The sequence below is a fragment of the Blautia massiliensis (ex Durand et al. 2017) genome, from assembly GCF_001487165.1.
Classification (GTDB): Bacteria; Bacillota; Clostridia; order Lachnospirales; family Lachnospiraceae; genus Blautia_A; species Blautia_A fusiformis.
In genome coordinates this window covers 1,031,970-1,044,810 of record NZ_LN913006.1, presented here as the reverse complement: position 1 = coordinate 1,044,810, position 12,841 = coordinate 1,031,970, and the positions used below count along the sequence as shown (strand labels likewise).

Genomic DNA, 12,841 nt, shown 5'->3' with positions numbered 1-12,841 from the left:
GTTGAAAAATAAGCTTCTCAACCATTGAATATTCATCATTCAACGGAATAATAATCCGAAATACATCTACAAATCCAACCTATTAAACCATTATTCTATCTTTTTACATTTATATCACATAGTCCAATACTAGGAAAATCTTCATCAATTTTTTTATCCACATTTAAATCTTTACGCATAACTTGTAGAAGAGTTCGATATTTTTCATTTTGCACCTCCCCAGATGCTCTTCCCCATGTATTTATATATTCATTTAAAGCTTTTACTACCTCTACACTGCCTGTAATACTTATCAAGTTTATTTTATTTCTTAATAAAAGAAGATCTCTTTCAGTTCGATTTTCCTTTAAAACACGACTAAATAATGAAATTAATTCTATATACAATTCTTGCTTTTCTTGCTGCTGTTTCTCTTTATGTTCATATTTATTTGAAATTAATTTTTCTGTAATTGACGGCACTATAGCAATCAATGCACCTACAATTATTGGAATACAAGTTTTCAAAACATCTATTAATGTCCCCATTACATTCACCTCAACTCAAAATACTCTTTAATACTTTATAAGTCCCAAAACTTGATTTAAATCAACATCTAATCCATCTGTATGCTCATTCCAATATTGTAAAAATTCACTCTGATGTAAAGAAATAGTTTCTTCTATTATTTTCTTATCTTTTCTTCCAATTTTATCTCCTGTTAATTGTTGTCCTGTTTTTAAAGAAAATGCTCCTGTTGCTTCTCCGTATCGAATATCAACATGTATATGAGGTTCATTATGCTTTGTTCCTTCTCTACAATTTATATAAAAACGTATTCCATGATCCCTATATACCGTTCCAGCATCTGAACTTACTAAAATTTGAATATTAATTGTATTATTTTGTTCAACACTAAGTCTACTTAAATAAAAGCCTAAATTCTTTTCCTCATTTCTTACAGAATAACGAATCCCATTTTTCAAAATATATTTCTTAAGAATTTTACATTCTTTCACAAAATCTAAAGTTGTCTTTCCCTCTATATACGGATCTGGCATATTATTTTTTCCTGAATATATATATTCATCTATTTTTTCGTAAAATTCTTCCACAGTTAATGTATCATCAATATTCCATTCTACATTGCTATTATTAATTTTTCTAAGCGGTGCAATTATGTTTTTTCCTACAATGCCATAATTTCTGCTATGCGGAATTAAAACTTCATCATACAGTTTTTCTTCTGCATAAACATGAACTGTAAAATGAATCTTCATAAAATATCTCCTTTTAAAATCCAAAATCATCCACAAACGCAATATCAATCATAAATTCATACTGCTGCAAAATATTCTTCTCATCATTCGCATCTGCCAACACCAGATAATATTTATCACCATACTTATATTCTCTGGACTTCAATGTAAATTTCTCATGGAATGTTCTCTTCTCTGGTGCGTCTTCTCTACTGTTTGCCATGATCGGTACATCAAAAGATATTTTCTCTCCATCTTCTGTCCTAAAATATGCTACCAGGCTTCTTGCCTTCATAGTATCGGTCACTTTCTCTGTCTGGATAAAATCAAAGTAGGTAATCAAATTTGTTACTTTACGATTTGTTGATGTCAAAACCACATCAACATAATTATATGCTACAAACTTGGCATTTGTCGTCACTTCAATAACCGGTATCAGCATTTCCTGTAAGGAAGATCCTCCATGCACATAATTCTGCCCACCACCAGCAACTTTAAAAATATCTGTGCCTATCGGTGTTGTAACATAAAAATTCTTTAAATATGACATCGCCCTTGATCTCATTCCTGTATCCTTCAGTCGCTGTTTTGTAATCAAGAAACGTTTATTTGTATAAGTACAAATTTCTCTGTCATAAGATACCTTATTATACTCCTGTAATTTATCTCGCTTATATAAAAATCCATGATCTGCCGTAATAAAAAATTTAGGAGCAGACAAATACATTGTCAGTCTGTGAACCAATCGATGAATTTCTTTGATTGCCTCTTCGCAAGCTTTAAACACTTCATTTTCACTTGCAGGCTTATCTCCTCTGGCATCTATCTGATTATGATAAATATAGACAATATTTTTCCCCTGCAAAAGTTCACGGAGCCGTTCCTGACTTGCATTGATCAAGTCATCAAAAGCTACTGCTACATTATTTTCATTCCTTGCCTTTAAGATTTTATCCCTTGCCGCCAGATCTCCACAGTTTTGTCCATCCACTGTAACATTTAAATTCTCATCCACCTGCAATTCGTTATGCGGTAAAAAGCTTGCCATTCCTACTGATGTCACCGAAGGTAGTCCGCTGACCATACACTCCAATTTCGGCGTACATTTTTCATCCATTTCCAAACGTTCCATCAGTTCCTTTGCACATTCATATCGAAACGCATCAGAAATAATAACAATCACACGCTTCTTACCTTCATAGGCATTCATATAGTTACGATAAAAATCTTCCTGCTGTTTTAATCCGGTATCCGTCATTAGATTATCTGTCAGCTCCTGATTCCACTTCGGTGTTATTTTCTGCAGATAAGTGAAAGAGTACATATTTTCAATTCGTTCTCTCACCTGGGAAAATCTCTCCACATCTCCTATACAGTCATAAGCACTGTAAAACCATCTATAATATGAATCAATTAAATATGTCTGAGTCTGATAAGCTTCCACCATTCCCTTAATATCACTAGGCACTTCCAGAACCGACACTGCTTTCATCATCTGATATGCATATTTAATTGCCTGATATTCGTTTTTATATACATTTCCAAAATGACATGTCTTCGCAGTTCTCTGATCAGCGATCTGTGCAATGTTCATATCATCTATTTGGGCATCCAGGATCTCATTATTAAGTTGCTCCAGTGCCCAGTCAATTAAAATATCATCCACCCCCAAAAAGGCATCACAATTTACAATATCTAAAAGCTGCGCTGAATGATCTTTTGATTTATCTATATCCTTTTTCAGCTCATCACGAATTCTGCTTACTACCCGCAACGTTTTGTCCACTTTTTCAGATAATGCATCATAAACCTCCTGATACAATACATTGTCCATCAAATTCCGGACAAACACAACTACATCATTCTTCTTTTTCAACACATAAGACTTCAAGACAGCTGGCAGCGTATCCTTTAATGCCACAGATGCATAAGTCAAAAGCATACATGCTGCCAAATCATCCATATTGGGACTCTCCGACTGATATCCAAAATATCTCTCGCATAATTCCCAGAATTTTTCTAAAAGTCCATTATCCTCTAATGCCTTCATATATGCTTCGCTATTATTCAATAATAACTGTCTTATAATCTCTTCAAAATTTGGAGTTTCCACATTTGTAAGCACAGCAATAAGACCAATATCAATGGTTTCCACATTGAAATGGTCTATACTAAGCTCTTTAAACTTTTCAATACGAATTCTATCTTTCCAGAAATTACTATACTGAGCCAGATACTCCTTGAATCGATTATCAATCCCCATTTCCTGTGACATCTGAGAAATGCGATCCGTATAATACAGTGCTGAATAAAAACACATATCCGCCAATGGGTTCTCTGCATCACTTGGTTTTGGGAATGGTGCATATACAAGATACTTACTCTCTGTATCTGATTCATTTAATAACCATTTGGAATAAAACCAATTTGCTCCATCCAGAATATGTAATTTTGCATTATCCAGTTGCAGCTCAGACACCTCGTCTTCATATTCCCCTTTATCATCAAACCAGAATATAATACGGATATCTTCCTTAGAAAATTCAGTATTCAACTGCTCTTGTATATTTTGTAAATCCATCTTTTCACCTTCAAGTTTATTTGTGCCAAATCTCTGCACAGTTTATGATATCTTCAATTTGTTCTCAAGCCAAGAAATAATAATTCCACAATACGGGGTTAAATTTCTTTCCTGTACAAGACTTGCATAAATGCGTTCTAACTCATGCATAAATGCATCTTGTGATTTGCCCTTGCATTTTTTCGTGATTCTATCCTGCACTGTCATCAAAACATTTTTCCGTATCTGTGGTAAAGAAAGTGCCTCACAATTTAAATTCAATGTCTCCGTTACATCTTTATTGATTTCAACATCATCCGAATAAATACTGCCATCTGTTTTATATTTTATCTTCCTGACTGATACTTCATCAAATGGATTAATAGTAAGCTCCGTATTTCCTCTATGTGCATCACAAGTCTTGTCTTCCGGTTTCACACCTCTTAACAGACTATTTCCATAACATACACCAAGCATCCATTTAAAATCCAAGGTTGCCTTTCTATCATGTTCCTTTTCATCTTGTGGATGTCTTGGTCTGCAATGCTCGATTCTCACAACACCTGGCTCTTTAATTCGCTTCATACAATATGCACATAATCCGCTTTGCTCTTTCCACATTTGTTCTCTAATATCCTTCAGTACATCCGTAGGCATATCCGTCTCATAATCTGCATCCGGATTTTCTTTACGAAATTTTAAAAGACTATTGGGCTCTTTTCCTCTTTTTACAACAATCATACGCTATTCCCCCAATATTCTTTCCAAATCCAGAGATGTCCTTGCGGCTGCAATATCCGGATCTGTTGTTCCGACGATTGCCTCAATCTCCATCAGAATCTTGTCTGCTTCTTCGTAATTATCTTCATCCATATATGCATAGAATAAGTTCATACGGTGCTTAATATCAACTGGACGTTCTGATACTTGCATAACCTCTCTCAATATAGAATTCGCATCTCTTCCATAAGTCTGTGCTGACGGCATATAGATTTTTCCATTATCCAAAATTCGGATCTTTTCTCTTGAAATTGAATTAATTACTGCTGGTGCATGAGAGCTGACTATGAATTGAATCTTGGGAAAAATTGCCTGAAGATCGCTTAAAATCGTCTGCTGCCACTGCGGATGTAAATGCAAATCAATTTCATCAATCAAAACAATCCCCGGCGTTCTTTCCAGTACCTGCTCTCCTAACATAGGATTTAAAACGGCCATACGATAAGCAATATCTCCAATCATACTAAGTGTATTCTTATATCCATCGCTCATTTCATCCATTGCAAATTTTTGCGCATCACCTTCTGTTGTTTCGAATTCCAGCATTAATCTATGTGTGTCAAGATCAAAAGAAATACTCGCATTTTTCGATCCACTAATTCTCTCATAACATCTGCAGATAGCTTTTTCAACAGTTTTTAAAAGTATTGGAGGTTCCAGCAATCCTGTTTTCTGTTGCTTCTGAAGACTTTTTAATGTCTGCGTTTGAAACCAATTCAACATCAGTTTCTCATTAGATTCCGCTGCCATACAATCTACATATCCAACTTGACGTCTAAATTCTGTCAAAGATTTAATATTTCTTTTTTCTTTTTTCTGTGCATACAAACGTCCGGTTCCGTAATAAGATATTAACGGGAGTATCAAAGTCTTATATCCCTTCATAATCTGCTGCTGCACTTTCTTTGCGATACTTGTTAATTCTACCGCATCTTTAATCGTAGTTTTACCATTCTCTGAATTCAGGGAACGAACCCACTTCACATTTTCCTCTTTCCTACAATCGCCAATACTTTCAATTTCTACTGGAAACTGATGCTGTGAATCAATTGTTCCCTCCAAATCATAAAACTCATATCGTGCATCATCCTTTAATATACTTCTGCCTACTCCTCCATCAATACCTAATAAAAATGTGCCGACAGAAACAGCTACAGCATCCAATATTGCTGTTTTACCAGCCCCATTCTTTCCAACTACTAATGTAACACGATTATCAAAATCAATTTCTACGTCTTTGAAGCATCTATAATTTTTAATTTTGATACTTTTTAAATTCATTCGGCATTACCTCGTTATTTTGTTATTAACTGCAAGATTTAAATATTTCTGTCATATCAATACACCTTATACTTTTTACTTCTTCCAGTGATCTCCTATTTTCACAATAATTATTTTATGATTTTCTATCTCATCTCTTCCCCAACAAAAATAAATCCTCTGGTTACTATATCGAGAATGGAGTTTTGTATGTGGATTACAAGTAATTTCCACGCCTTTATAGATTTCTTTATATTCTATATTTTCATTCGATCCTTTTCCAGAGCATATGATTCCATATTTACTAGCCAAATTTTTCAATGCAACGGATTCATTTTTGTCCTCACCAAAATATATTTTTTGTCCATAATCATTTAACACACTTAAATGTTTATGGAGTTCTTCTATATTACTTTCAAAATCTCCCAATTTTTCTATTGAATCACATGAATGCTCATGAAATAATAAATTAGGAAATATGTTTGGGAACCACTGTAAATAATCTTCATAACTTTTTGACTTTAATGCATAATTTCTTTTAATAGTAAGTAAATCGTTTCTCGACTTATGTACGCATTTTTTTAGTTTTTCATCTTCTATAAAATCATGTGGAAATGCTAAATAGCCTGTTAAATCCTTTGTTTCTAAACAATTATAAGTATCTTCTACATGATGCTTTGTACATAAAATTCGCATTATATATGTACTCAAATCATTTGACTGTCCATATATAAACTCTATAGCAGTAATACCATTTTTATCAGGCTTATCATAAAACTCATTTGGTACATACAAATTATCACCAGTTTCAATATCTTCAATATTTTCTTCCCAGATACACGCATCGTCAAACGTAATTCCATTATAATTGGTAGACGGTAATGTATAAAAATCTATGCTTTGCATCTCCTCATCTCCAGTAATTCTCTCAAATCCAATCTCTTTTGATCAAAAAATCCTTCTGGCCAATCCTCTAATTCACCATTTTCTTTTGTCAAAATATTTTTATGAACACTCTCTTTTCCATTTTTATCAAAAAAAATCGTTTTCATTAATCCACATTGTTTTAAATGCGCTAATTGCAAACGGCAACCATCTATAATATGTTCGCTGTGGGTTTCAACAATAACTTGTACGCCGCTTACCGCAATATATGCTAAAAATTTTCCCATCTGTGATTGACTAAAAGGATGCAAATGTGCTTCTGGATTTTCAATCAGTAAAATACTTTCTCTTTGCATGCTTGCAATTAGCGCTTGAACGATAATAGGGAGCGAACATGATATTCCAAAACCAGTTCCTGTTGGTAAATAAAATTCTCCTTCGTTTCTAAACTTAATAATAGAAATATTTTTTTCCATGTCTACACTACTCTGTAAAGCAGTATTAGGGAAAAGCAGTTTCAACCATTCTTCACAATTCGCAGAGAATCTGGTAATTGAAGATATCTTTAGTAAATCTGGTAAGATCATATCACTATCTAAGCGCTGATTTTTGTCTATTTCATTTATAATATAACTCGTGTATTCACCCTTACTTCCAACATAATCATCCAGTGTATTTTTTATTCCGTAAGTTATTCTCGGTCCTATTCTTTCTGCATTGAGATAATAAAAATTCTTCGTCCATAAAAAATTTGGTTTTTCCATATCTTCTAGCATTTGTTCATAGTTACATATCTGAAAAGCTGTGTCATCCTTCTCATCCAACGCTAATATGACATCTTCTGATTCATTTTGTAGTTGCAAGCTTATTTTTAATTCTTCATCATTAAAATTTTCAGATATTATATTAATTGGAAGTCCTAAATTAACATTAAAAATATCTGTTGTACGGACTTTCTTTCTTTCTATATTTCTATAGCTATTTACTGCAAGTAAAATTGCCTGAATAACACTGGATTTTCCAGTTGCATTGGCGCCTGTTAAAATTGTTATCTGATTCAGCTCTTCTTTAAAGTTTTTGTGACATTTAAAATTTTCCAAATCAATTTTCTGTATCATCTCCGCATCCCTTTCTTAACACTTCTGCTGAAAAATAAAAATTTTGATTCACTCTACTTCGATCTCCAGTACCTACTGTTATGGAATTAATATAATCTTGATTTTTCAATTCATTTGCAAATACTTTTACTACCTTATCTTGATAAGATTGTAACACTACTTCATTATACTTAGGATGACTTAATAATACTGAGTACGCCGTAAAAAGTGATTTATTTATATAATCTCTTGACATTATTTTTATCTCATTCCCTTCCGTTATGGAAATTTTTGTAAAGCAATACTGTCCAAACACTTGATAACATCTTTTCATCGCCGTATCGAATTTATCAAATAATTGATCAAGTTTTTTTTCATCCATCTCATTTAATACTTCAATTTTATCATCCAACATAGAAGAAACATTTTTATAATCATATTTTAATTCTTCTTTTTCAAAGTCATATGTTAAATAAAAAGAATAAAATCTAAGAGCTAATTCTTGTGCATCCATTCGATCATCTTTAACCAATGCCCGTGTTGCTTTAAGATAGTTTTTATTTTGTATGCTTTTTTTCAAAAATAATCGCACTTGTGGTTTGCATATTGCATTCCGCATTTCTTGTGGATTTAATTTCATTCCACCTGTATTAATCCTTCTGAAAATATCGTAGATGACTTTTTTAGGGGAACGTGCATCTAAGACATTTACAGCTAATTGTGTACGATATATTCTTTGTTGATACTTAACATCTAAATCCTTAAAATACTTATTTGAACAAGTATCACTCAAATATTCTAATCCGGTTAATTGAAATTCGTTATTTACAAACTCATGAATAGTAGCTAAACGCTGTTGCCCATCAATTACTTGAAATTTTGAATCCTCATTTTCATAGAAATAAAATGCCGGGATAGGTATTCTAAGCATAAGTGATTCTATCAATAAAGATTTTCGTTTATTATCTTTCCATACTCTATTTCGCTGATATCCAGGATTCAGTTCTAATAAACTACCATCTTTTAATTCCATAATATATTTTAAAGATAACATTTGTTGATCAATTCTAATTTTATCCGCATTAAATGGAATTTCCTTGTCATCATCAACATCCTGGGAAAAATTCTCTTCATACTCTAATCCAGCATATTCTGATTCCAACTTTTCTATTTCATCATCTATTTCTAATACCTTCTTCACTTTTCCACCTCCTGTATTCTCTGTTTATTTCAGTTTTGCCAATAAATCTACTTTTAATGCTTTCTTTCCTTCCTGTGCAACTTCCACGCCCTGGAATTTTGCGTAGTTGACTTTTACGCCATCGTCAAGGTCGATTTCGATTCGTTTGTTGGCGATGTGGGCGATGGCTTCGTCGTAGATTTTCATTTCTGCGAGCTGTTTGGTGTATTTGGTTACTGCTTTTGTTGCTTTTGATTTTTCGGAAGCAGATGTTGCATTTTCAATAGTGTACTGAGCGCTTTGCATTGCTGTTTCTACATATTTCTGGGCACGATGGAGATAATCGGTTCGCACACGGCCGACTGTGTCTGCATCGTAGCGATGCATATAAATCAGGGCTTTAAAGCCGTTTTGTTTGCCGCTGTCAAATAGCCAGTAAATTGGTCTCTTCTGATATACCTTTAGATGATCTGCATAAAAATCTTTCAGGAAATAGTTGCGAATAACTTCTCTCGAAGTATCACCTTTGTTGCCTAATGCATTGGCAATAAAATCAAGGTTTTCTTCCAAAGTGTCTACACCATAAACTTTTTTAACAAACTCCTCAAAACGAGCAACAATATCCTCATCTTTTGAAAAATATTCCTGATCCGTGATTGGAATACAGTTATCTACATTTGGGCCAAATGAGATATCCTTCCATTCATTATCAATTTTTATCTTTCCATATTTTTCACCTACAATAATCACTTCTCCATTAGAGTCTAAAATTATTTCATCCGCTGTGTCTAATAATGGTTCATCTATCTTTTTATAAAATTCATCAAAATTACCACCAGCATATATTAGTCCTTCTTTATTTAAAGAATAACGCCCAAACATACAACCTAATGCATACGAAATAAAGCTTCTAATTTCTCGATTTAAATCAGCTTTTCGAACTGTGATATCTTTATCCTCTATTTCTGGCATAAGTTCATTTTGTAAGCCATAAATATCAATAAAAATACGATTTAGTTCTTTCTCATTTATTTTCAGCTGATAGAAGCGATTACTACATTCTAACTGCCACTGGTCAAATGCTTCAACAATAGTATCTGTTTTACAAACTAATGGATGATATTTAAAATCCCAAGATGTTTCAAAAGAGTCCCAATCTGCCTTTGCAATTTTATAATTATTTTCCACCAATTCTTTTATATGGATTGTTTTATTAGAATTTCTTAAAATTGGTATTTTTGCAATATCTCCTTGATTATAATTTAACCCTTCATTGAACACTTTCAAAAAAATTTGTGCCAACTTACTATTCAAAAAACCAGCAATATATATAAGTGTATCCTCTTCTGCAAACACAGCCATCCCTGCATTAGAAAAAATGTATCCTCTTGGAAACAATCTAATTGAAAAAGCACCACTAGAAATAGCAGACCAAGTTGCACCAGGTTTGAAATAATACTCTCTATTTTGTGGCCTTGCACCATGTTTTCCAGCTTTATTTATATGGTTAATTACTTGTCTTCCGTTATCGAACCAATTTACAACTTCATCATTATTTCCATACCATTTTCTATACGATCCACCATTATTATAAGGGAACCACTTACATCTTTTATACTCTAATGTTATCACTGAAAATTTATCTATTTCACACTCGTACCATTTTCTTACAAATAAATCAACATCACCTGTTTGTAATCCTACTTTAGGAACAGCAATCTCTCCTAATGCCTCACCTGTTTCAAATGCATTTACTATTGGATCTGTAATCCAATAAGCAACTGGATTCCCCTGAATTTTTGAATATTGTTTTGCATTTTGTTCATAAAAAAATCCACATTGATGATTATGAATTGCTTCAAGTGCTTTTTCTCTCTGGACTTCCATTCCCCCACGAAAATCTGTTAATCTCAAATAACAACCCTTTTTATCTACATATGAATTTTTGAATACAAAAGTGCAAATTGGTACAGTAGCTTCCTCAAAAGCTGAATATTCAAACTGTATTAACGTCTGTATCGTTGCATTTGTAAATAGATACTGTCTCAATTTTTCATATGATTGAATAAACATCCACACATAAGGCGTCAAAAATCCTAAATATCCTTGTTCTTTTGCCATTCTTGAGCACTTTATTATAAAAGCAGAAAAGAAATCTGATTTATAATCTGTATAGTTATCTTTAATAAATTTACCAAGTATTGGGTTCATATTACTAGAACCCATATATGGCGGATTTGTTACTACTGCATCATACTTGTGCTCCAGATTTCGTGCCACTCTTAATAATTTTCTTAACTGTTCTTGTGTTTCTTCACTTCCAACACTCTCAAATGAAATCTGTCCAGCTGTACCTAAATCATCTACAAATCTTTCCAACACAACCCAATCACATGCATCTACATTTAAAATAGAACCATACTCTCTGGCATCTTTAAATGTATCCAGTAATCCTTCTATCTGCATCACAGCCAGATTTCTTTCCATCTCACTCAAATGTGTTCCAAAAAACTGCAGATGATTTCTGTTAATATCATTACTCTCTACAATCGCATATACCTTCGGCTTCGACTTTCCATCTCTTCCACGCAAAAATCGCCTATTATATCCACGCCCCTTCATCATAACCGCAAAGTATGCCAACTGATATGCTCTCTGATCAATATCTAGTCCATGAATATTATGTTCTACGATTTCAAATACAGCTTCTCTCTTATCATATCCAGCACTTTCATAGATATCCATCAATACATCAAACATTGCAATCAGGATATGTCCACTTCCCATACATGGATCAATACAGGTAATATCCGTTGGTTTCAGATCCCTGTATGTGGTACGGATTTCTGCCAATTTCACATTTACAGACTCTTCCTGCTCTGCTTCCGGAAGATAATATTTCCACCCGAATCTTTCCGCAGTTGCTTTTTCATCTATGCTTGGATCTACTGCCCGTAAATGCTCAATCCAGATTCTTCCTACAGAGTTTTCTACCATATAACGAACAATCCAGTCCGGTGTAAAGAGCTGGGTTGCCGCAGGGATTCTTTCTTTTGTGATTTTTACATTCTTTTTCAATTTTGCAAAGGTATCGTCTTTTAATTCTGTATTGTAATACTGATACAACCATCCAATAATCTCCACCTGTCCTGTCGGATTCCCTTCTTCATCCAGTGTGGATACATTAAAGTCAGCTTCCGGAATACCAGTCTCCGGATTTACCAGCATATAGATGACATCATCTTTATTCGTATAAGAAATACCAAACAGTAATTCCATATAGTCGGAGTCTGCCTCGAAAAGTCCCGGCAGGATATCCTGCAACTGATGGCACTGTTTCAGGAATAATTTGCAGTACAGTTTATCGGTGTCTTCTGATGTACCGCTCATTTTCCAGTTAATGATCTCTTCTTTTTCCTGTGCTGTCAGGTCTAAATCTACATCCGGTGCCTGAGTCACAAGATCCGGCTCCATCTTTCCTTCTTTTTCTGAAGAAAGTACACGAACTCTGTTTGGAAGATAGTCATTCACTTCCATAAAACGGATAGCACAGATTCTGTTAAACCAGGTATAAGCCACTTCTTCTACAACAGCCTCAAATCCTCGAGATTCGATCTGAGAGACCAGTCGTCTTCTCTGCTCACACTGTCTTCGGTTCAGTGTTATTTCTGTTCCTGCAATTGTCTGGTATACTTCAAAATCTGTTCCTCTGGTAACTGGCTCACTGCATGATTTTTCTGTTATACCAAGCATACCGGCTTTATCTGTAACAGAATCAATTAATTTTTTTCTTGCTTCTATGGCAAACTTCTTTATTGCATTTTTGTTCATGTACTGTTTC

Annotated in this window: 9 protein-coding genes; all 9 read right to left on the bottom strand. The window is 33.7% G+C overall.

Features of this window, described 5'->3' with window-relative positions:
• Window positions 1-95: 95 nt before the first annotated feature.
• The 9 genes from BN3261_RS05755 to pglX all read right to left on the bottom strand — a co-directional run bounded on the left by BN3261_RS05755 (window position 96) and on the right by pglX (window position 12,831).
• Complete coding sequence (locus tag BN3261_RS05755) at window positions 96-527, bottom strand: hypothetical protein (protein WP_059085691.1); 432 nt, start codon at window positions 525-527, stop codon at window positions 96-98.
• A gap of 27 nt (window positions 528-554) precedes the next feature.
• Window positions 555-1,259, bottom strand: a complete 705-nt coding sequence (locus tag BN3261_RS05750) for a DUF4160 domain-containing protein (protein ID WP_059085690.1) — start codon at window positions 1,257-1,259, stop codon at window positions 555-557.
• Window positions 1,260-1,272: 13 nt separating this feature from the next.
• Window positions 1,273-3,819, bottom strand: coding sequence for a BREX-1 system phosphatase PglZ type A (pglZ, locus tag BN3261_RS05745; protein WP_147238643.1), 2,547 nt, complete (start codon window positions 3,817-3,819; stop codon window positions 1,273-1,275).
• A 42-nt stretch (window positions 3,820-3,861) separates the two neighbouring features.
• Window positions 3,862-4,539: an HNH endonuclease family protein gene (locus tag BN3261_RS05740; RefSeq protein WP_059085688.1), complete on the bottom strand. Its 678-nt coding sequence runs from the start codon at window positions 4,537-4,539 to the stop codon at window positions 3,862-3,864.
• Between the two features lie 3 nt (window positions 4,540-4,542).
• On the bottom strand, window positions 4,543-5,859 hold the full coding sequence (locus BN3261_RS05735; protein WP_059085687.1) for an AAA family ATPase: 1,317 nt from the start codon (window positions 5,857-5,859) through the stop codon (window positions 4,543-4,545).
• 75 nt (window positions 5,860-5,934) lie between these two features.
• Entirely contained in the window at window positions 5,935-6,744 is an 810-nt protein-coding gene (locus BN3261_RS05730) for a hypothetical protein (protein WP_059085686.1), read from the bottom strand.
• On the bottom strand, window positions 6,732-7,841 hold the full coding sequence (locus BN3261_RS05725; RefSeq protein WP_059085685.1) for an AAA family ATPase: 1,110 nt from the start codon (window positions 7,839-7,841) through the stop codon (window positions 6,732-6,734). Before BN3261_RS05725 ends, BN3261_RS05730 begins: the two co-directional genes overlap by 13 nt.
• Entirely contained in the window at window positions 7,825-9,021 is a 1,197-nt protein-coding gene (locus BN3261_RS05720; protein ID WP_059085684.1) for a GmrSD restriction endonuclease domain-containing protein, read from the bottom strand. The genes BN3261_RS05725 and BN3261_RS05720 overlap by 17 nt, the downstream gene beginning before the upstream one ends.
• A 24-nt stretch (window positions 9,022-9,045) precedes the next feature.
• Window positions 9,046-12,831 carry a BREX-1 system adenine-specific DNA-methyltransferase PglX gene (pglX, locus tag BN3261_RS05715; protein WP_059085683.1) on the bottom strand — a complete coding sequence of 1,262 codons (3,786 nt, stop codon included), beginning with the start codon at window positions 12,829-12,831 and terminating at the stop codon, window positions 9,046-9,048.
• Window positions 12,832-12,841 lie beyond the last annotated feature (10 nt).

What these genes read in the sequence shown, in the direction of transcription:
- BN3261_RS05755 (WP_059085691.1), bottom strand. Translation starts at nt 527, where the DNA reads ATGGGGACATTAATAGATGTTTTGAAAACTTGTATTCCAATAATTGTA.
- BN3261_RS05750 (WP_059085690.1), bottom strand. Translation starts at nt 1,259, where the DNA reads ATGAAGATTCATTTTACAGTTCATGTTTATGCAGAAGAAAAACTGTAT.
- pglZ (WP_147238643.1), bottom strand. Translation starts at nt 3,819, where the DNA reads ATGGATTTACAAAATATACAAGAGCAGTTGAATACTGAATTTTCTAAG.
- BN3261_RS05740 (WP_059085688.1), bottom strand. Translation starts at nt 4,539, where the DNA reads ATGATTGTTGTAAAAAGAGGAAAAGAGCCCAATAGTCTTTTAAAATTT.
- BN3261_RS05735 (WP_059085687.1), bottom strand. Translation starts at nt 5,859, where the DNA reads ATGAATTTAAAAAGTATCAAAATTAAAAATTATAGATGCTTCAAAGAC.
- BN3261_RS05730 (WP_059085686.1), bottom strand. Translation starts at nt 6,744, where the DNA reads ATGCAAAGCATAGATTTTTATACATTACCGTCTACCAATTATAATGGA.
- BN3261_RS05725 (WP_059085685.1), bottom strand. Translation starts at nt 7,841, where the DNA reads ATGATACAGAAAATTGATTTGGAAAATTTTAAATGTCACAAAAACTTT.
- pglX (WP_059085683.1), bottom strand. Translation starts at nt 12,831, where the DNA reads ATGAACAAAAATGCAATAAAGAAGTTTGCCATAGAAGCAAGAAAAAAA.